Origin of the sequence: Paraglaciecola sp. 25GB23A, assembly GCF_040012495.1 — a bacterium.
Taxonomy (GTDB): Bacteria; Pseudomonadota; Gammaproteobacteria; order Enterobacterales; family Alteromonadaceae; genus Paraglaciecola.
Window position 1 is genome coordinate 854,320 of record NZ_JBDYKM010000001.1, and the last position, 20,383, is coordinate 874,702.

16 protein-coding genes and 1 other RNA gene are annotated in these 20,383 nt (G+C 41.8%); 7 read left to right on the top strand and 10 right to left on the bottom strand.

Annotated features, from left to right (window positions below):
• Nucleotides 1–384: 384 nt before the first annotated feature.
• Both ABKW31_RS03715 and ssrA read right to left on the bottom strand, forming a co-directional pair.
• Complete coding sequence (locus ABKW31_RS03715; protein ID WP_348614849.1) at nt 385–2,025, bottom strand: FMN-binding glutamate synthase family protein; 1,641 nt, start codon at nt 2,023–2,025, stop codon at nt 385–387.
• Nucleotides 2,026–2,318: 293 nt separating this feature from the next.
• Nucleotides 2,319–2,675: a transfer-messenger RNA gene (ssrA, locus tag ABKW31_RS03720) on the bottom strand.
• A gap of 224 nt (nt 2,676–2,899) precedes the next feature.
• Here ssrA and ABKW31_RS03725 point away from each other — a divergent pair.
• Nucleotides 2,900–4,138: an NADH:flavin oxidoreductase/NADH oxidase family protein gene (locus tag ABKW31_RS03725; RefSeq protein ID WP_348614850.1), complete on the top strand. Its 1,239-nt coding sequence runs from the start codon at nt 2,900–2,902 to the stop codon at nt 4,136–4,138.
• A gap of 37 nt (nt 4,139–4,175) precedes the next feature.
• Here ABKW31_RS03725 and ABKW31_RS03730 read toward each other — a convergent pair whose 3' ends face one another.
• From ABKW31_RS03730 to smpB, 3 genes are all read right to left on the bottom strand, one after another.
• On the bottom strand, nt 4,176–4,937 hold the full coding sequence (locus ABKW31_RS03730) for a N(G),N(G)-dimethylarginine dimethylaminohydrolase (RefSeq protein WP_348614851.1): 762 nt from the start codon (nt 4,935–4,937) through the stop codon (nt 4,176–4,178).
• Between the two features lie 14 nt (nt 4,938–4,951).
• Nucleotides 4,952–6,178, bottom strand: coding sequence for an amino acid permease (locus tag ABKW31_RS03735; protein WP_348614852.1), 1,227 nt, complete (start codon nt 6,176–6,178; stop codon nt 4,952–4,954).
• A gap of 126 nt (nt 6,179–6,304) precedes the next feature.
• Nucleotides 6,305–6,784, bottom strand: a complete 480-nt coding sequence (smpB, locus tag ABKW31_RS03740) for an SsrA-binding protein SmpB (RefSeq protein WP_348614853.1) — start codon at nt 6,782–6,784, stop codon at nt 6,305–6,307.
• A gap of 120 nt (nt 6,785–6,904) precedes the next feature.
• Between smpB and ABKW31_RS03745 the strand changes: the two genes are divergently transcribed.
• The 3 genes from ABKW31_RS03745 to ABKW31_RS03755 all read left to right on the top strand — a co-directional run bounded on the left by ABKW31_RS03745 (nt 6,905) and on the right by ABKW31_RS03755 (nt 8,217).
• On the top strand, nt 6,905–7,336 hold the full coding sequence (locus ABKW31_RS03745; protein WP_348614854.1) for a type II toxin-antitoxin system RatA family toxin: 432 nt from the start codon (nt 6,905–6,907) through the stop codon (nt 7,334–7,336).
• Between the two features lie 16 nt (nt 7,337–7,352).
• Complete coding sequence (locus ABKW31_RS03750; protein ID WP_348614855.1) at nt 7,353–7,679, top strand: RnfH family protein; 327 nt, start codon at nt 7,353–7,355, stop codon at nt 7,677–7,679.
• A gap of 109 nt (nt 7,680–7,788) precedes the next feature.
• Nucleotides 7,789–8,217 (top strand): GAF domain-containing protein, encoded by a 429-nt coding sequence (locus ABKW31_RS03755; protein WP_348615193.1) that lies wholly within the window; start codon nt 7,789–7,791, stop codon nt 8,215–8,217.
• Between the two features lie 21 nt (nt 8,218–8,238).
• Here the strand turns inward: ABKW31_RS03755 and ABKW31_RS03760 are convergent, their stop codons facing one another.
• Genes ABKW31_RS03760 through betT form a run of 3 tightly spaced genes read right to left on the bottom strand, consistent with a single transcriptional unit; the run spans nt 8,239 to nt 11,382 of the window.
• Complete coding sequence (locus ABKW31_RS03760; RefSeq protein ID WP_348614856.1) at nt 8,239–8,922, bottom strand: DUF2461 domain-containing protein; 684 nt, start codon at nt 8,920–8,922, stop codon at nt 8,239–8,241.
• 4 nt (nt 8,923–8,926) lie between these two features.
• Complete coding sequence (locus tag ABKW31_RS03765; RefSeq protein ID WP_348614857.1) at nt 8,927–9,391, bottom strand: MarR family transcriptional regulator; 465 nt, start codon at nt 9,389–9,391, stop codon at nt 8,927–8,929.
• 26 nt (nt 9,392–9,417) lie between these two features.
• Nucleotides 9,418–11,382, bottom strand: coding sequence for a choline BCCT transporter BetT (gene betT / locus ABKW31_RS03770; RefSeq protein WP_348614858.1), 1,965 nt, complete (start codon nt 11,380–11,382; stop codon nt 9,418–9,420).
• Nucleotides 11,383–11,701: 319 nt separating this feature from the next.
• Here betT and ABKW31_RS03775 point away from each other — a divergent pair, with 319 nt between their 5' ends.
• Nucleotides 11,702–14,341 (top strand): TonB-dependent receptor, encoded by a 2,640-nt coding sequence (locus ABKW31_RS03775; RefSeq protein ID WP_348614859.1) that lies wholly within the window; start codon nt 11,702–11,704, stop codon nt 14,339–14,341.
• A gap of 107 nt (nt 14,342–14,448) precedes the next feature.
• Nucleotides 14,449–16,419 (top strand): sulfotransferase, encoded by a 1,971-nt coding sequence (locus tag ABKW31_RS03780; protein ID WP_348614860.1) that lies wholly within the window; start codon nt 14,449–14,451, stop codon nt 16,417–16,419.
• Nucleotides 16,420–16,581: 162 nt separating this feature from the next.
• Here ABKW31_RS03780 and ABKW31_RS03785 read toward each other — a convergent pair whose 3' ends face one another.
• Nucleotides 16,582–17,394 (bottom strand): pyruvate, water dikinase regulatory protein, encoded by an 813-nt coding sequence (locus tag ABKW31_RS03785; protein WP_348614861.1) that lies wholly within the window; start codon nt 17,392–17,394, stop codon nt 16,582–16,584.
• Nucleotides 17,395–17,601: 207 nt separating this feature from the next.
• Between ABKW31_RS03785 and ppsA the strand changes: the two genes are divergently transcribed.
• The gene (gene ppsA / locus ABKW31_RS03790) at nt 17,602–19,977 is read left to right on the top strand and encodes a phosphoenolpyruvate synthase (RefSeq protein ID WP_348614862.1); all 2,376 of its coding nucleotides are present in this window, start codon (nt 17,602–17,604) and stop codon (nt 19,975–19,977) included.
• A 73-nt stretch (nt 19,978–20,050) separates the two neighbouring features.
• On the opposite strand, the gene ABKW31_RS03795 is transcribed toward ppsA, so the two are convergent.
• Nucleotides 20,051–20,272: a tellurium resistance protein TerC gene (locus ABKW31_RS03795; RefSeq protein WP_348614863.1), complete on the bottom strand. Its 222-nt coding sequence runs from the start codon at nt 20,270–20,272 to the stop codon at nt 20,051–20,053.
• Nucleotides 20,273–20,383 lie beyond the last annotated feature (111 nt).

Below are 20,383 nucleotides of genomic sequence, written 5' to 3' on the forward strand. Positions count from 1 at the left end.
TTAGCGCAAATTTTGCTAAATACTTCTGAAGCCGACTTGAGTCGTTGTTCGACGCTTTGAGTTCGCGACTGACGTTAAATAACGCTCGACCTGCAGCGGCCATAGAATGGTATTGCTGGCATATTTGTAATACATAATTTAATTGGTGACGATCTGGATTTCACTCGGTTTACTGTTTAATAGGTTCATACCACTCGCTATTGCAGGTTCAGGCAGTTTTTGCACAACTTTGCCTAGCCTGCATACAACGACCAATATAGCACTTATTCAGCTGTTTAATGCTGGGCAGTTTGTTATTCAAAGTCTAGCTGAAAACCGCTATAGAATTTCTCTTTAGCACTCAGCTAAGCTGCTTATTTTACCGAGTATCACGGGATTAAATCCTTATAAATTTACCACTGTAATTTGCGGATTTGGCGTGCAGTTGTCGAGCACATAAAACTTCTCTTGGTCAGCTAAATGCCACCAACGTTGCCAAACGCCAGAGGCGTGGTTGTCGACCAATTGTTTATTGTCTAAAGGAGGCACTATACTGGGTGCAGACTCTAGCAAGCCTTCTGAGGTGCGGCGCTTAAGCATGTTGGGACATAATAAACTGGGATCGTCCAAGCCCATACTACCCACCAGTTCATACAAACTATGCAGTGTATTGTGCTGAAATTGCTTAACCCTCAAACTTTTGGCCTTGATATCAATCCCTTTTGAACGTTTTGGATCTTGTGTTGCAATACCTGTGGGGCAGGTATTGGTATTACACGAACGAGATTGAATACAGCCTAAGGCCATCATCATGGTACGCGCCGCATTGACGGTATCGGCACCCATGGCCATTTTTGACAATAAGTCAAAGCTACTGGCGCTTTTACCTGAAGAGATTATGCGTATTTCATTACGTAAACCCACACCAATAAGCGCCTGATGCACAATGTTAGTGCCTTCAAGGCACATCATTCCCAAGCGATTACTAAACTCTACCGGAGCTGCCCCTGTGCCGCCCTCAGCGCCATCAACTGTAATAAAATCAACCAAGATACCAGTGCTCACCATTGCTTTGCATATCGCTAAAAACTCAGCTGGATGACCTACGCAGAGTTTAATACCAACCGGTTTGCCGCCACTGAGTTCGCGTAACTGAGCAACAAACTCAAGCAGTTCAATGGGGGTGTGGCATTCGGGATTCATGGCAGGTGATACACAGTCCTCATCTTTGGGTATCCCTCTTATTTGCGCGATTTCGTCACTGATTTTTGCCTTAGGCAGCATCCCCCCATGCCCAGGTTTTGCACCTTGGCTGAGTTTGATTTCTATCATCTTTATCGCGTCACGAGTGGCCATTGCTGTAAATTTTTCTTGGTCGAAACGGCCTTCTTTGGTGCGACAACCAAACAAACCTGTACCTATTTGCCAGATAATATCACCACCATGTTTTAAGTGATAAGGGCTAACGCCACCTTCACCAGTATTGTGAGCAAAACCACCCAGTTTAGCCCCCAGATTGAGTGCTTCAATAGCGTGACTGCTAAGTGCCCCGTAGCTCATCGCTGAAATATTTAACAATGAAGCTGAATAGGGTAAGGCGCATTGCGAACTACCAAACAACAATCGTTTGCTTTGTTCTTTCACTATTTTGGGGTGCATGGAATGCCAAATACTTAAATAATTAGTTTCCATTAAATCGCGCTGAGTACCAAAGGGTAGGGTGTCGTTAACATTTTTGGCGCGACGATACACCAGCTCACGTTGCTCCCGACTAAAGGGTTTTTCTTCAGTATTACTGGCGATAAAATATTGCTGAATTTCAGGACGAATTGACTCCATCAAATAACGTAGATATGCCAATACTGGATATAAACGATTTAGGGTATGAGAGCTAAAAAAATAATCATATAAACCTGTCACGGTAAAAATCAGCATCAGTGCTAAAAATAATAGCGAAGGGATATTAGGCAAATACCAAAAAGTGAAAAGTGCCGTGGTGTTACCCAAAAGTGCTACAAACCAGAAAAACAGTTGTGCTGGAGTCATAAAAAAACATTCCAAAAACTAACTTAAATCAATACCTTATTAATACATAATTTGGCACAAAAGTCTGCACATCAAATGACAAGTGGCTCTGTCTTAAATCATGTCGACCAGAAAAAATTAAAATTATAATAATGAAAAAATGCAGACTTATTTTAGATTGTAAAAAAGTCTCAGTGGGGGCGGTTGCTTTATTTAGGGGAGATTAATTAGTGTAGTTGTAGTAATAAAAAGCTCTAACTTGTTGAAATTTAGGCAATAAAAAAGGCTTCCTAAGAAGCCTTGATTATCGTATTTGGTGGAGCTGGCGGGACTTGAACCCGCGTCCAAAATACATCAACTGTCGGTACTACATGCTTATTTTGTCATTTATTTAACTATTTTGACCTCCGACAAACAGGATTTCTCATAGCTGGCCTAATACTATTTCGCGGTTCACCCTTAGACAAGGTTCCCTCGCTATTCTGCTGGGATGACCTTCCGAACCTCTACTAGCAGAAAGAGTATGAGTGGAAGGGCTCAGCCGGTTATTAAGCGGCTAGAGCGTAGTTTTCGTCGTTTGCGACTATTTGTTTGCGGCTTTTATAGAGGCAAACCGCTCCTCTGCATGCACCTAAAGCCTCAAGCATCCTGTCGAATCCAAAATCAGCCCCAGAGTGTGTCGGTTGCAAACTACCAACGCAGATAAGTTTAACACAGCCTTTGCGGTTTGTAACAAGCTAAGTTTTAAATCTTTGTTTTAAGGTCGATTTTTTATCTATTTTGGCGTAGTGAATAATATAAATGTTGGTTATTACTGGCCAAACTTGCATTATTAGGCTTGATCCAGATTACGCTAGGCTACGTTGTAGCATGCTTATTAGCAGGAATAACTATTATGCCTCATGATGTCTTTAGTCCGTTTACCTTGCCCAATGGCAATATCCTTAAAAATCGCTTGGTAAAAGCGGCAATGGAAGAGAATCTTGCCAATGAATATCAATTGCCCGATGCTGGTTTGATGCAACTGTATTCAACTTGGGCGCAAGGAGGGGTTGGATTAATTATTACTGGCAATGTGATGGTTGACCATCTTGCTATGACGGGTCCGGGTGGATTAACACTTGAGCAAGATACCGAATTAAAGCCCTATATTGAGTTGGCGCAAAAGGCCCAGCAAAATAATTGTAAAGTCTGGATGCAAATCAATCACCCGGGGCGTCAGGTCTATAAACGCATGGGTGGTAAAGTTTTGTCGCCCTCTGATGTGGCATTGAATATGGGTAAACATTCAAGTTTATTCGCCCAACCGAAGTCCATGGATGAAATAGAAATTGCGGATCTGATAACACGCTTTGTAGTCACCGCTGTACGTGCACTAGAAGCGGGTTTTAACGGGGTTGAAGTACATGCCGCTCATGGTTATTTATTAGCACAATTTTTATCGCCTTTAACCAACAAACGCCAAGATAAGTGGGGTGGCAGCCTAGAAAATCGAGCACGCTTGTTATTAACCATTGTGGATGAAATTAGGCTGGCTTGTGGCAGTGATTTTGATGTGGCAGTGAAACTAAATTCAGCAGACTTTCAGCGTGGTGGTTTTGATATAGAAGATGCAGAGCAGGTGGTACATTGGTTGGCTGCACGCCACATAGATCTGGTTGAGCTGTCTGGCGGCAGTTACGAGGCGCCCGCAATGCAGGGGCGAACCGCTGATAATCGCACTCTTGCCCGCGAAGCGTATTTTTTAGAATTTGCCACTAAAATTGCCGCCGCTAGCCAAGCGCCAATTATGACCACGGGTGGCATTAGGCGCCTTGAAGTGGCTGAGCAAGTGATTGCAAGTGGTGTGGCATTAGTCGGTATGGCCAGCGCATTGGCGTATACTCCTGACCTACCTAATCAATGGCTTGAACATCCAGATAGGATTGGCTTTATCCCCAGCGTAAATTGGCGAGATAAAACCCTCAGTGCATTGGCAGTAATGGCCTTAATTAAACTTCAATTGCGGCGCTTAAGCCTAGGCAAATTGCCCAAAAAACAAAGTTGGCCGTCGTTTGCTTTATTAAGGGATCAACTGCGTTTAGCCAAGTTGACCAAACGCTATCGAAAATATTACGAGTCTGAAGTCGAATAGCCATGGGCTATATTGCTAGCTATATTTTGGGCTTGGCTCAGAAACGCAAAGATAAGCAACTTAAGCCGCCGTCTAATTTTTGAAATTCTGACATGGCTAGCTCTTTTGTGTCATAACCCAAAGCCTGAATCGCAGCTAATGCTTTGGGAAAGCCCTTAGGCACCAATACACTGCCATTGATCCACACACTATTGGCGGCGTAACTTTCTTCTTGACTAATTTCAATGCGATTAAAGTCACTAAAATCCGGGTGGGAATGTAACTCTCCAAAAGTGAGTAAGTTATTATTTTCCAAGTAACTTACGCCGGTTTTCAGGTGTAACAGTGCTGACATTTTAACCATCGAACCAGACAAACCTTGCTTGGCCAATAAGGCAATCATCTGATGTGCGCCCTGATTGTTGGTGCGACTAGAAAGGCCAATATAAAAATGCCCGCCAACCATCATGATATCACCGGCATCAACATGCCCCGGAGCTACAATACTATCTGGGTTAGGATAAAATTGGCTAACAGCAGGGGCAATAAATTGCACTTCACCTTGACGGCTCGCTGCTCCAGGATGCGTGAGTATCGCGCCTTTAGGGGTAAATAAGGCCACGTCTTCTACAAAACAAGCATCAGGATAGGCTTCTAGGGCATCTAAAACGGTGACTTGCAAACCGCATTCTTGTAGTGCGGTGACATAGTCTTGATGTTGCTGACAAGCTAAATCGTGATCAGGTTTGCCGAGTCTGGCTGAGGTTAGCCCCTTCACCATTGACTTACTGGGTTTTCGAACAATTGCGTTTTTGAACATTGATTTTCCTGATTTTATTGATATAGAACCCACGCGCCAATAATGGCTAACAGTGAAAATAGGCTGGCTAACAGTGCAACAACAAGTTTAACATAATTGATACTGACGCCTTGTTGGTAATCATTAAATTGCAACTTAATACTAGCCAATCCAGTACCTAAGTAGGCAATCAGTACCGCAAAGGTTGAAATAATTAACATTGTTTCAAAGCCCTTGAGCAGGGCACTACTGGCGTTAAATAGTAATAATATTATGGCTAAGATACTTGAAATCAATAAGGCTCTGAGCGGTGTGCCTTGTTGGTTTTGCCGACTAAAAAAAACTGGGAAAATATGGTCACGAGCCCCAGCTAGCATAATACTGCCACACATCATAATCGTCACGTTAAGTGCCCCACCAATGGCAAAAAGCGCTCCTAAGGTAATAATGAGTGCGCCATAATCACCCATTAACAATCGTGCCGCGTCGCTAAATGGTGAGTTCGATTGTTGTAAATCAGCAAGAGGAAGCAGTGACATCACACCAAACATGGCAACCAGATAAACAATTAAAGCGGTCAAGGTGCCTAATATCGATGCCCGTGGTATGTTTTTTTCAGGTTCAATAATATCTTCAGCGGGCACAGTTGCAGATTCAACCCCAATAAAAGCCCACATAATTAATAAACACATAGCAGAAATCATCGACGCTAGCGGAGCTCCATCAGGGTTGATGGCTGGAATATTGGTGACTGTGCCATAAATAGTGCCTAAGCCGCCAATGAGTAACAAGGGCAGGATTTTGATAATCGTCATCAGCAGTTGCACTGCACCCGCTTCGCGGCTGCCACGTAAATTGATTAGGGTAAAAAATACAATGCCGACAATGGCAAGTAGTGCGGTAGGCAAAGGGGTATTATTTAAGGCAGGGACTAAGGCTTGCATATAACCGGCAAATGATAGGGCAATGGCCGCTGCCGCTGACCACAATGAAATCCAATATCCCCAGCCTACAATCGCGGCTGGATATTTACCAAAAGCTTCATAGACATAAAAATAGGGGCCACCTAAACCAGGCTTACGTGCAGATAAATAGCTGTAACAAAGAGCCAGACAAAGAGCACCAAAACCAGTAATCAACCAAGCAATAAAACTGAAGCTACCATAAGGAGCTAAAACAGAGGGTAGGGTATATATGCCGGAGCCTATCATCATACCCGCGACAAGTGCCCAAGAACGCCAAACACCTATTGACTTAGTCATTGTATTTTCACGTCCTTATTTAAACTTAAATCATACCCAAACGCAGTGGAATGTAAATGCTGTAGACTGATAGGGTAGAAACAAAAAAGCCGAGAACGAAGCTCGGCTTATTAACTGATTTGATGATTAGGCTTTATGTTTCATCATGCGCTCTTTGTCACGCGCCCAATCACGATCTTTGATTGCGTCACGTTTGTCGTGTTCTTGTTTACCTTTACCTAGATAAATTTCAATCTTTATCCAGTTTTTACTCCAATACATCGCAGTGGGAATAATTGAATAACCTTGACGTTCTACTGAGCCAATCAATTTATCAAGTTCACGACGCTTAATTAGCAATTTACGCTTGCGAGTAGGATCACACACCACATGAGTCGAGGCTTGATTCAATGGTTGTATGGTGGTGCCAAGAACAAAGGCTTCACCTTTTTCAATAGCGACAAAGCTCTCGGTAATATTTATTTTACCAGAGCGGATACTTTTAACTTCCCAGCCTTGTAATTCCATGCCCGCTTCGATTTTGTCTTGCAAGTGGTATTCATGACGCGCTTTTTTATTAAGCGCAATGGTCGGTTTAGTGTTGGTTTTGGGCTTCTTTGTATTCATAGCGCGCATTATAAAGCATGTCGAGACGCACACAACTAAAATCGTTGAAATTGAACGTGTTAAGCCTAATATATGTTAGCCTAACGCGGTTTAATATTTGGTAAAGATAGTGGAGAATTAATGCCAAACGTGTCACGCAGTGCCTTAGTTGCTTTTAGTGCTGAATCAATGTTTGATTTAATTAATGATATAGACAAGTATCCTGAGTTTATTCCTGGTTGCGCAAAAACCGAAGTCTTAAGCCAAGACAGCGATAATATGCGCGCTTCCATCTTGATTTCAAAAGCGGGGGTGAAACAATGGTTCACTACCCACAATACCTTGGTCCGTGGACAGTCTATTCAAATGAATTTAGTTGAAGGTCCCTTTTCTCAATTACGTGGAGGATGGACTATTACGGCTCTCAGTGTGTCGGCTTGCAAAATAGAATTGAATTTAGACTTTGCTTTTTCGAGTAAACTTGCTGAGTTGGCTTTTGGCCGAGTATTTAATGCGATTGCCAGCAATATGGTCGTGGCATTTACTGAACGCGCAAAAAAAATATACAACTAATAAAGAGGTCAACTCAATGACTGAACAACAGTTTTCAATCGAAGTTGCCTATGCAACACCCCAGAAACAAGTGTTGCTTGAAGTAGTAATTGCAAACAATACTACGGTTGAACAAGCAATCAAAGACTCTGGTATTATTTCTCGTTTTCCAGAGATTGATCTTGATGTGCAAAAAGTAGGTATTTGGAATCGTACATGTAAACTGTCAGACTTACCTAACAAAGGCGATCGGATTGAAATTTACCGACCGTTAATCGCTGATCCTAAAGAGGCTCGCCGCTTGCGAGCAGAAAAAGCCAAAGAAGAAGGTAGAGCAAATAAAATCACTGGTGCTAAATTGTAAACTTACTGATTTTTATTATTTTATTTTTCATTGATTGAGGTGATGTATTAAAACTCCTGGACAACCGGCAAATGAAACTGAACGATTATGCGCTCTGTATAAGCTCGATATTCTTGATACGCCACCTGAAGAGCGTTTTGATTATATTACGGCAAAAGCAAAAAAGTATTTTGATGTAAGTTATGTATTAATCAGCATAATAGATAAAGAAAGGCAGTGGTTTAAATCGAATCAGGGCATCGATTTAAGTGAAACTCCACGTGACATTTCATTTTGCGGGCATGCAATTAATTACAGTAAACCTCTATATGTGCCTAATGCCCTTGAAGACGAGCGATTTTATGATAATCCCTTAGTCATAGATGAGCCCTTTATCCGTTTTTATGCGGGAGCGCCACTTATTATTAATGGCGAATTTGCCATTGGTACTCTATGTATTATTGACGATGTACCACGATTATTAACCGATGCTGATCTACAAATGCTACAAGAGTTTGCCAATATGGTTGTGACTGAGATTCAATCAGCAAAAGTTTAGTTTTTAAACAATGTTGCCGGTTTAAAAGCGTAAACCCAAGGCTTCACATAAAAACTTTTGTAGTGGCTGCGCCCGGCCAAATCGACTGGCTATTCGCTGGCAAAAATCATCCTGATACAACTCTGATTCTTGTATGGGACATAATGCAATGAAGTCTTTTCGTTTGATTTCGTTGATTAAAGGATGACTACTATCAAAGCCTTTGGGAGGACGAATTAAACTGTCTCCTGCCAATTCAAAATATTCCGTAAAGGGCTGATGCTCAATAGCATCTTGATAAGGACCTGGCTTTTTTTCAATATGTTCACGGATCGCTTGCAACGCTTCCGGCTGCGGATGCCACGTCCCAACACCTATAAAAATGTTTTCTGGCTCTATATGTAAATAAAATCCTGGAGCATGCACATCCTTACCCACTTCATGGCGAAATTGAATACCCACATTAGTTTTGAAAGGCAATTTGTCTTTCGAAAACCTGACATCTTTATATACTCGCATTAGCGAGCCTCCGACTTTTTTAGCCGAGGTTTCATAGTGTGGTGAAACCATGCGGATCCAAGGCTCCATCGCATCAATAAAAGCTAGTGCTGGCGTGCGCACTTTGTCCTCATAATCTTGTTTGTGGTCATTAAACCACTGACGATTATTATTGGCTTTTAAATCTCGTAAAAATTGGACTAATGAGGGAGAAAAATGGCTAAACATAAAACTAAATATTACCCACTTCAAGTACGGGAGCCGCGTCAATGCCATCAGCGTCCATCATACTGGCTATGCGTTGCATAGTGCTAACCAACTGACTTTGTTCCCATTCTTTCAGTTGACTAAAACGCTCGATAAAATGATCTTGTAATGGACGTGGCGCTGTTTCCAGAATTGTTTCGCCTTGGGTTGTCAAAAAAACACCCACCCGACGCTTATCTGTTGTACTTCTTATTCGAGTCGTTAATTCGCGTGTTTCGAGACGATCAAGAATGTTAGTCACTGTAGCCGCGCTTAAATTTATACTGTCAGCAATTTCTCTGACCATAATGCCGGGTTTTTTAGCAATATTTTGCATGATCATCAATTGTGGGCCAGTGAGACCAATATCTCGGCTAAGCTGCTTGCTGCGCAAATCAATGGCTCGTATAACACGCCTTAAGGCGACTAATAACTGTTCTTCTTTACTCACGTCTCTCAACCTGGATATACAGAAAATTAATTCAATAAATGTAGAAAATGTTGGTGTTTGTGATAGTGATCAATAATGTCATTGATCACTGCAGCACGAGACCACCCCATGATATCGTAATCTTGTCCACCCTCGCTGAGGTGCACTTCGGCACGATAGTACGTTTGCTTAACTTGGCTGTCTACTGTTCCCTGTTCAGAAGGTAAAAACTCAGGTTGCGACATTGGGGTCAGATAAATAGAATAAATAAAATCTGGTTCATTGCCCATAGAAACAGTCAGTCGCTTAAACGTATCTTGCTCCTCTATTTTTGTGACAAACAGTTGTTTTTCAAATTCGTTACTCACTTCAATTAGGGCAGGTTTAACCACTTTTTGCATAAAGGCTTTAACCGCAGTTTTTTCCGGTAAGCTGATGATATTTTCGAGTCGCTCTTTCCAACCAATATCTGAATCAATCACTTGGGAATTATTGATGCGCAAACTTTCACGCTTATGTCCCTCAATTCGCAGTGCTTTGAGTAAGCCATAAAGTGAGATAAGTAAAATAATTGCAAAGGGCAGGGCTGAGACAATCGTCATAGTTTGCAATGCACCTAAACCGCCAACATAGAGCAATGTTGCTGCAACTACGCCCACACCTCCTGCCCAGTAGATACGTTGCCAAACGGGGGTGTCATTTTTGCCGTAGGAACACAACATGTCTACGACCATGGCACCTGAATCACAAGAGGTGACGAAGAAAATAACCACCATAATGATTGAGACAATGCTCAGTACGTTAAAAAAAGGAAATTGCTCAAGAAAAACAAATAAAGCCACAGAAGTATCTTGTTGGACCATATTAGCTAACTCGGTATGGCCTTGATTAAATATTAATTCAAGCGCGGCATTACCAAATACTGTCATCCATAACAAGGTAAATGCAGAAGGAATGAGCAACACACCCACTACAAATTCACGTATGGTGCGGCCGTAGGAAATACGTGCGATAAATAAACCGACAAAGGGAGCCCACGCTAACCACCATCCCCAATAAAAGATAGTCCAACCCCCTATCCAATCGGTTTTTTCATAGGCAAATAAATTAAAGGTATTGCGCACAATGTCAGACAGATAAGCTCCGGTATTTTGCACATAGGCTTGCAGCAAATAAACTGTCGGGCCAGCGATAAGGACAAATAATAATAGTGCCACCGCCAAGATCATATTGGCCTCTGATAAACGACGTACACCTTTATCGAGTCCGGTAACGACAGAAACGATGGCAATAGCTACCACTCCCGCCATTAGTAATATTTGTACCGTGGTATTATTGGGCAAACCAAATACATAATGTAAACCAGAATTAATTTGCGAAGCACCCAAACCTAAAGACGTTGAAACGCCAAAAATGGTGGACGTAACAGCAAAAACATCAACGACATGACCACGCCATCCATAGATTTTATCGCCGATAAGTGGATACAAGGCAGAGCGCAGTGTCAGTGGCAAGTTGTGACGATAGGCAAAATAACCCAAGATTAAAGCCACCACCGCGTATATTGCCCAAGCATGAAAACCCCAATGAAAAAATGTCATTTTCATTGCCTCGCGCATGGCCTCAATGGTGCCTGCATCTGCAGTGGGTGGTGCAAGAAAATGCATTACCGGCTCTGCTACCCCAAAAAACATAAGTCCGATACCCATGCCTGCTGCGAACAACATAGACAGCCATGACAACATTGAAAAGTTGGGTTTGGCATGATCTGGCCCCAGCCGTATCGAACCATATTGGGAAAAGCCTAAAAAAATCACAAACATTAAAATAATGGCTACCGTCAGCACATAAAACCAACTTCCATCTGCTACTACGGTGTCTTGCATTGAATGAAAAAAACTGTCTGCCGTTTTTGGAAAAATTACGGTGTAAATGAGTAAAGCTATAATCAAAGCTGACGAGGGGAAAAATACTTTTTTGTTCAATTTACTTGGCTGATTACTCGCGCTCACAGTTTTTATATCCTTGCAAAATTATAGACGGACTATTGTTTTGTATTATGCACTACTAGCATTTATTACTTTGAGTACAAGCTATTGTACCAAAGTGTTATAGTCAATAAATTATAAGTATAATTATTTCAATTCTAATTAATTTATTGGCTTATTTGAACAAATAAATCGTTAATACGTTATTTATAGGCTTTAAATTAGTTAGACTTGAAGTATAGTAGTAGCCAGAATATATAAATGTACCTGTGATTCATTTAATAACAACAATAATTATTCAGTGCCATCTAAAATCACATTCTAAGCAAAAGGTAAACACATAATGAGAAAAACTCAGTTGAGTTGTGCCATTGTTGCAGCATTGGCCTGCAATCCCATTTATGCTCAGGTTAAAACCGCAAAAGCAAAAATTGAAACGATTGAAGTAACCGCAACTAAACGAACCGCATCGATCCAGGATATCCCTGTTTCAGTCACAGCTTTAAATGGTGATGCTTTAGAAAATCTAGGCGTTGATAATTTCAACGATTATGTCGAATTTTTACCCAATGTTGTATTTCAGGGCACAGGCCCAGGACAAAACGAGATTTATATTCGTGGTGCTGCTACCTCTCAAACTAATATTTCAGTTTCATCAGTACAGGCTCTGCAGCCTTCTGTAGCATTTTATTTGGACGAACAGCCTGTTTCAATGCAGGGCCGTAATCTAGATGTGTACGCTGCAGATATGCAACGGGTAGAAGTGCTGCCTGGTCCACAAGGAACACTATTCGGGGCAAGTTCACAATCAGGCACCGTACGAATGATTTCTAAAAAGCCAGATCACAGTGGATTTAGTGGTGGACTTGATATCAACACGGGCTTCACTAAAGGTGGCGAAACGAGCAATTCAGTTGAAGCCTTTATGAACTTCACGCCCACCGACAATCTTGCACTGCGCATCGTGGCATACAATGACAAGCAGGGTGGTTGGATTGACAACGTACTAAACAAACCAGGCGAGGGCGGCTATATCGGCAGCCCGGTAGTGATTGATCGTATATCAGGTGGTGTACTAAGTGACCCTGGTAATACGCCGATTATTTCACCTAAAAACGATGCCTTAATAGAAGACGATCAAAACGATGCTGTTTATGCAGGTTTTCGTTTTGGCGCCTCGTATATTGTTAACGAAGACTGGAAGTTACTCGTTCAACATACCCAGCAATCTCTTGAAACTGAAGGGGTGTTTGCCTACGACCCCAATCTTGAAGGCGAAAGCTCAGTTAACCGTTTCACACCAGAAGACAACGATGATGAGTTTGGCCTTACCACGTGGACACTAGAAGGTCGTCTAGACAAATTGGAAATTGTCTATACAGGTGGTTATCTAGACCGAGAGATCAGTTCAACTATTGATTATACCGGTTATACCAACGGTGGTTTGTTCTCTGCTTATTATGTGTGTAGTTACGGTGGAGATGTCGCTGCTGCTGACGAAGTCTGTTTAGACCCAACTAAATATTACAAAGAGCAAACCGATACCACCCGTATGACTCACGAATTTAGGGTCAATACTGATGCAGATAAACCGTGGCGTGTCACGGCTGGAATCTTCTACGACGAACAAGACCTTGGTACAGTGGGTAAATTTAAAATTGCTAGCACTGATAAGTTCCCTAATCTATCAACAACATTGAAGGGGTCTGAAGGGATTAATTCGAATGGCGGTCCCTTTGAATCAGAGGTTAGTTTTGTTAATGACGTAAGCCACGCTATCAACCAAATCGCGGTATTTGGTCAGGTAGGATTTGACTTAACTGAGACGCTTACTGCCACATTTGGCGCGCGCTGGTATCAAATTGACGATATTTATAAAGGTTCAACGTCTACAGTGGATGTCAGTCGTCGAATTCGTGCTTTTGGTACATTGGATGCTGACGAGTTAATCGCAGTAGGCGAAGATCCAGCTCTGGTTCAAGCCGCGGTTGACAGTGGTCAATTAGAAGTCAGTCTGCTAGATGATGGCGGTACGTTAACCGTAGATGATGTAATTTATAAAGCATCATTGGATTGGAAAGTAAGTGACGATATATTGTTATTTACCACCTACTCAGAAGGATTTAGGCCACCGGTTACCAATCGTGTGGGCGGTGGCTTAGCCAGTAATCAAAGCGGCGCGTTTGAAGGCTTTCGAATTCCTGTCTATTCAACAACTGATAGTCTAGATAACGTCGAGTTAGGTATAAAAGGTGACTTTTTAGATGGTATTTTACGAGTTAATGCTACGGCTTATTACTCTGAAATTTCCAACCTACAAACTTCACGTTATGACCCGACTAATATCAGCTTTTTAGTCTTTACCGATAATGTAGGTGATGCTGAGATAAAAGGTTTAGATGCCGATATCACTTGGCTAGCATCAGACAATTTGGTTATTAACGCTGCCTTTAGTGTTCTCGATACTCAATTAACTCGCGTTAATGATGAACTTATTGGTATTGCTCCCGAGGTTGGTGCACAGCTCCCGTACTCAGCTGAGTTTTCGGGTAATATTCGCGCACGTTATTACTTTGAGTTAGACAACGGTTATAACGGTTATTTCAATGCGTCGGTCAGCTACACAGGTGACCGTTTAGCCGGTATGGCAATGGATGCTTTTGTGACGGAAGACGCCACTAAATTAATCTATGGTACTGGCTCTGGCTTACCCATTCAAAAAGAAGCTGCAACTTATGCAGGTACTTCCTTCACAGACTCTAATGGCGAAGTTTTCCAAGGTGGACGCTATATCCAAGAGAGTTATGCGATTGCGAATGTATCGGTTGGCATCACTAAAAATGACTGGAAAGCCGAGTTTTATATAGACAATCTGACAGATGAAAGTGCGGTGCTTTATGTCGATACTCAGCAATTTACTCCCAAGGTTGTCACTAACCGTCCGCGTACTATGGGTGTGCGCTTGTCCTACGACTTCTTCTAAATTAGTCTAAGGTCACAACACAAATGGCAGGCCCTTAGGTCTGCCTTTTTTTTATAAAATAGTATTATTATTGAAAACATCAGTCAGTCGCATTAGGAGCAAAACCATTGGATAATTCCAGCATTGATAACGTTAAACAAGCTTTACAAGCTGGAAACAGTGAACTGGCTATCTCGCTCGCTCAGCAAGAATTGGCAAGGCAAGTAGAACCACTTGTTATCGATGAGCTATATTATATGTTAACTGTTGCGCAGCGTTTACAGGGGCAATTAACTGAGGCATTAGCATCAGTTCTTATCCTTATTCAACGTCAACCAGACTATGCTCGCGCTCATCAAGAAAAGGCTTACATACTTCTCGCGCAAAAGCACAACAATGAAGCTATCTCAGCATTCTTAAAAGCTACTCGTTTGAATCCAGCCCTATTATCTAGTTGGAGCAAATTACAGCTTCTATATCAACAAATGGGTGAGCAAGCTGCACTTGATTTTTGCGCACAGCAAATTCACTTTTTACAAAGCTTACCTAAAGAAATCTGCGGTGCACGTGATCTGATGTATGAGGGCAAGTTATTTGTCGCTGACAACTTATGTAGGCGTTATTTACAAGGCAACAAACATAATGCCGAGGCAATGTTGTTGTTAGCTGAAATTGGCGTGCGATTAAAGGTTTACCACGACGCCGAGTTTTTACTTGAAAGCTGTACCGAATTATATCCAGATTTCATTCGCGCTAAAACCGAGTATGTGCAGCTGTTAGCTAAACTTGGAAAATTTGCGAAAGCCAAAGATGTCGCAGAGTCTTTGCTGGCTAAGCAAGCGGATAACCGGCACTATTTAGCCTCCAAAGCTGGTGCAATGGTGGGGATTGGTGAAACCCAAGATGCCATTGAAATATATGAGACTATTCTGCAAAAGAGCCCTAATTTAGCGAATATTCATCTTATGGCTGGTCATGCTTATAAGGCTGCAGGTCAACTTAATAAAGCTATTACGGCCTACCAGCAGGCCTATCAGCAGCGTCCTGAGTTTGGTGACGCCTACTGGAGTTTAGCTAACACCAAAACCTATCGATTTAGCGATAAAGAACTAGCCGATATGCAATCACTTAGCAAACATGAAAATGTTGATAGTGAAGATCGGATCCATTGTTTATTTGCTCTAGGCAAGGCTTTTGAAGATCGCCAAGAATTTACTCTGTCATTTGATTATTATCGAACCGGTAACGAATTAAGAAAGCGCAAAGCTCACTACGATAACGACGCCCTCGATGAACAAATAAACCAGCAGCTAACGCTATTTAGTACTGAGTACTTTGCTCAGCGAGCTAGCGCAGGACATAAGGCGCCCGATCCGATTTTTATTGTTGGTTTACCCCGCGCCGGCTCTACTTTACTGGAACAAATTTTGGCTTCTCATTCCCAAGTCGATGGCACGATGGAGCTACATAATATCTTAAGTTTAGTGTCACGATTAGGCGGGAAAAAAGGTCAATACCCAGAGATGTTGAATAGCCTATCGTCCGATTACTTTGCTAAGTTTGGGCAACAATATCTGGATGAAACCCAGTATTATCGCCAAGGTGCGCCTTTTTTTATTGATAAAATGCCTAACAATTTTATGCACATTGGTCTGATTAAGTTGATTTTGCCCAATGCTAAAATCATTGATGCTCGTCGAGAGCCATTTGCCTGTTGTTTTAGTGGCTATAAACAGTTATTCGCTGAAGGTCAGGAATTTTCCTATGATTTGAATGATATAGGCCATTACTATCAAGCCTATGAAAAGTTAATGTCACATTGGGATAGGGTATTACCAGGCCAAATTTTGCGTGTACAACACGAAGATTTGCTGGACGATCTTGAGGGACAAGTTAGGCGCATCCTCGATTATTGTGGCTTAGAATTTGAAGCTAACTGTTTGACGTTTTATAACACTAAACGAGCGATTAAAACGCCGAGTTCAGAACAGGTGCGTCAACCGCTCTATCGCTCGGCAATGGAACAATGGCGAAATTACCAAGAATTCCTAACCCCCTTATTTAAGGCCCTAGGTAAAGAGCCTGACACCGATAAATAAGGCTGGCACAAGCAGAGTCAAGGTAGCTTATGGTGTTGACTCTTTGCCTGAGCATTTGCGCTAAAAGACTTTTAGTTGCGACTGTTGTTGGCATTTATGCCATAAAAACTCAGCCTCTGGTGCTGCAACTCTGCAGAATATGAATATTTTTCAGTAGTAAACTTAATATTTACGGCGTTGCAGCCCGGTTTGGGCCAAGATTTTGGCTGAAATTTCTTCAATAGAAAAATATGTACTATTTAGAAAAGGAATTTTTTCTTTACGATACAAATTCTCAACTTCACGTAATTCCAAGCGACATTGAGCCAAAGAAGCGTAGCGACTGTTCGCCCGACGCTCTGAACGGATTTGATGCAGCCTTTCGGCCTCGATGGTTAAACCAAATAATTTGCCTTTGAAGTGTTTTAAAGCGGGAGGCATTTTTAAAACATCGCCCATATCGTCTTCCGTAAAAGGATAGTTGGCGGCTTTTATTCCATATTGTAAGGCTAAATATAAGCTGGTGGGGGTTTTGCCGGAGCGAGATACACCCACTAAAACAATATCAGCTTCATTGTAATCTTTTAGATTAGAGCCATCATCATTAGCAAGTGCATAGTTGACGGCTTCGATACGAATATCATAGGTTTTTTCATGAATACTGTGGGTTCGATGTTTTTCAGGTTTTGAAGGTATTCCCAATACTTTTTCCAAAGGAGCCACGAATTGATCAAGGAAATTATAATTAATCCCTACCGACTTAGCGACAATTTTACGGACTTCCACATTTACGATGGTATAAAAGACCAATGGCCGCTGTTGGTCGTCTTGAAAACTTACAGCTATTTTGTTAATGACTTGTTGCGCTTGTTCAACGGTTTCCACGAAGGGAATTGTGATGTGTTTGAACTCAAGGGTAAATAAAGAAAGGAGTGCGTGGCCAAAAACCTCCGCAGTAATCGCTGTTCCATCCGAAATATAATAAGCTGTTCGCAAAACAATTCCTTAATAATGTTGTAATTTAATTACAGAAAAAATTAAATTTTACTTTGGTGTAAGCAACATTCTAAAATCCCTCACGCAAAAAGCTAGCTTGTTGAGATTTATAAATGTTTGGACCAAGGAGAAAGTACTAGCTTACTCTGTAATTGGTCCGGTGAGCACGCTAAATAACCCGAAAAATTCACTTTGGAGACTGAAGGAATGCAAGAGCACGTACTGTGGTATCAGCAATTAGGAATGGGCGATGTAGGTGTAGTCGGAGGCAAAAATGCTTCACTAGGTGAAATGATTTCTAATTTGTCAAATGCAGGAGTGCAAGTTCCCGGTGGTTTCGCGACCACTGCCCATGCGTTTAATTTATTTCTTGAGCAAAGTGGTTTGGAACAACGCATACACACTTTACTCGACACCCTCGATGTGGAAGACATCGGTGCCTTAGGTAAAGCGGGCGAAGCCATTCGAAATTGGATTATAGAAACACCTTTCTTACCAGAACTTGAACAAGCGATTAAATCAGCTTTTGAAACCCTACAAGGCGAAGCGGGAGATGAAGCCTCATTTGCTGTGCGTTCTTCGGCGACTGCTGAAGATATGCCGGATGCCTCATTTGCAGGCCAACAAGAAACTTTTTTAAACGTGAAAGGTTATGACGCTGTCATGATTGCCATTAAACACGTTTTTGCTTCTTTATTTAATGACCGTGCCATTTCTTACCGCGTACACCAGGGTTATGACCACAAAGGCGTAGCACTTTCTGCTGGTGTTCAACGCATGGTGCGCAGTGATTGTGCTTCTTCTGGTGTTATGTTTTCAATTGACACAGAGTCAGGTTTTGAAGACGTAGTCTTTATCACTTCGTCTTATGGTTTGGGTGAAATGGTCGTGCAGGGAGCCGTTAACCCAGACGAATTTTACGTTCACAAACCAACCATGGAGAAAGGTAAGCCAGCAATCGTTAGACGGACACTCGGCAGTAAGCTAATTAAAATGATTTATTCCGATGACCTTAGTCATGGAAAACAAGTTGATATTGTCGATAACGATAAAGCCTTAGGCAAACAGTTTTCCTTAACAGACGACGAAGTCATGGAGTTGGCCAAACAAGCCGTGATTATTGAACGTCATTACAAACGTCCCATGGATATTGAGTGGGCTAAAGATGGTATAGACGGCAAACTTTATATTGTTCAGGCGCGTCCAGAAACAGTGCGAAGCCGAGAAGATATCCAAGTTATTGAGCGTTTCCGTTTGCATGGTAAAGCCAATATTGTGTGTGAAGGACGTGCTATAGGCCATAAAATCGGTGCTGGTGTTGCCAAGGTCTTAGGCTCTGTCGCTGAAATGGATAAAATCCAACCTGGCGATGTACTGGTAACTGATATGACGGATCCTGATTGGGAACCCATCATGAAAAAAGCCTCAGCTATTGTTACTAATCGCGGTGGACGTACTTGTCACGCGGCGATCATTGCCCGTGAATTAGGCATCCCGGCAGTTGTAGGTTGTGGTAATGCGACGGATTTGATCAACAATGGCGATAGAATTACCGTATCGTGCTCAGAAGGCGATACCGGATTTATTTATGGAGATGTGCTTGATTTTGACGTAGTGACTTCACGCATCGATTCGATGCCTGCTATCCCCATGAAAGTAATGATGAATGTGGGTAATCCTGATCGTGCTTTTGATTTTGCGCGTTTACCCCATGAAGGTGTTGGTTTAGCCCGTTTAGAATTCATCATCAATCGTATGATTGGTGTGCATCCTAAGGCTTTACTTAACTTTGACCAACAACCGGCTGATGTTAAAGCTGAAATTACCGACATGATGGCCGGTTACGCCTCACCTGTTGAATATTATATTCAAAAATTAGTTGAGGGGATTTCAACGATTGCCGCGGCTTTCTCGCCGAAAAAAGTCATTGTGCGTATGTCTGATTTTAAATCAAACGAATATTTTAATTTAGTGGGCGGTTTTCAATATGAGCCCCATGAAGAAAATCCGATGTTAGGCTTCCGTGGGGCGAGTCGTTACATCTCCGAAGATTTTCGTCCTTGTTTTGCGCTTGAATGTGAAGCGATAAAACGGGTACGAAACGAGATGGATTTGACCAATGTTGAAATCATGATCCCTTTTGTACGTACTTTGGAAGAAGGCAAAAAAGTCATTGAACTGCTTGCTGAAGAAGGTTTAGTGCAAGGCGAAAATGGCTTACGTGTGATCATGATGTGTGAATTACCCTCTAACGCATTATTGGCGGATCAGTTCCTAGATATTTTTGATGGTTTCTCCATCGGTTCAAATGACTTAACTCAGTTGACCTTGGGCTTAGATCGCGACTCGGGCTTGATCGCTCATTTGTTTGATGAGCGCGATCCAGCCGTTAAAGCTTTGTTAGCCATGGCTATTCAAGCCGCTAAAAAGCGCGGGAAATATGTAGGAATATGCGGGCAAGGCCCTTCAGATCACGAAGATTTAGCCGCTTGGTTGGTTGAACAAGGCATCGATAGTGTATCTTTGAACCCGGATACTGTAGTTGAAACATGGTTGTATTTGGGCGAAAAATTTAAGCAATAGAAGCTACTGCAACTAAAAAAAATGGCTGCAACTGCAGCCATTTTTATTAAAGATAAGTTTTGTTAGTTGACTATTAATTTTTAAACTTTTTATTGAGTAAAAATGAATCCAATTTACGTGCTGATTTTGTCATGGTATTTTGACACCATCGCAAGCTCTGACGCGCTTTAGGAATGTCATAACTGAGCATCATCAAACCAATTATCAAGACAAACATTGAGCCAGGTATTATAAAAAATATTAAGCCAAAGGCTGCGAAGACGCCACCAATTGCAATTCTTATGTGCTTTTTCATCAATGCTCCATGATCACTCTAACTCAATTTACAGTATAACAAAGGTAAAAAATAACAGACCTTATAAGTGTTACAAGCTATGTGATTAGTTTGCGCTTGTTATAAAACTCT

What these genes read in the sequence shown, in the direction of transcription:
- ABKW31_RS03715 (WP_348614849.1), bottom strand. Translation starts at nt 2,025, where the DNA reads ATGACTCCAGCACAACTGTTTTTCTGGTTTGTAGCACTTTTGGGTAAC.
- ABKW31_RS03725 (WP_348614850.1), top strand. Translation starts at nt 2,900, where the DNA reads ATGCCTCATGATGTCTTTAGTCCGTTTACCTTGCCCAATGGCAATATC.
- ABKW31_RS03730 (WP_348614851.1), bottom strand. Translation starts at nt 4,937, where the DNA reads ATGTTCAAAAACGCAATTGTTCGAAAACCCAGTAAGTCAATGGTGAAG.
- ABKW31_RS03735 (WP_348614852.1), bottom strand. Translation starts at nt 6,178, where the DNA reads ATGACTAAGTCAATAGGTGTTTGGCGTTCTTGGGCACTTGTCGCGGGT.
- smpB (WP_348614853.1), bottom strand. Translation starts at nt 6,784, where the DNA reads ATGAATACAAAGAAGCCCAAAACCAACACTAAACCGACCATTGCGCTT.
- ABKW31_RS03745 (WP_348614854.1), top strand. Translation starts at nt 6,905, where the DNA reads ATGCCAAACGTGTCACGCAGTGCCTTAGTTGCTTTTAGTGCTGAATCA.
- ABKW31_RS03750 (WP_348614855.1), top strand. Translation starts at nt 7,353, where the DNA reads ATGACTGAACAACAGTTTTCAATCGAAGTTGCCTATGCAACACCCCAG.
- ABKW31_RS03760 (WP_348614856.1), bottom strand. Translation starts at nt 8,922, where the DNA reads ATGTTTAGCCATTTTTCTCCCTCATTAGTCCAATTTTTACGAGATTTA.
- ABKW31_RS03775 (WP_348614859.1), top strand. Translation starts at nt 11,702, where the DNA reads ATGAGAAAAACTCAGTTGAGTTGTGCCATTGTTGCAGCATTGGCCTGC.
- ppsA (WP_348614862.1), top strand. Translation starts at nt 17,602, where the DNA reads ATGCAAGAGCACGTACTGTGGTATCAGCAATTAGGAATGGGCGATGTA.
- ABKW31_RS03795 (WP_348614863.1), bottom strand. Translation starts at nt 20,272, where the DNA reads ATGAAAAAGCACATAAGAATTGCAATTGGTGGCGTCTTCGCAGCCTTT.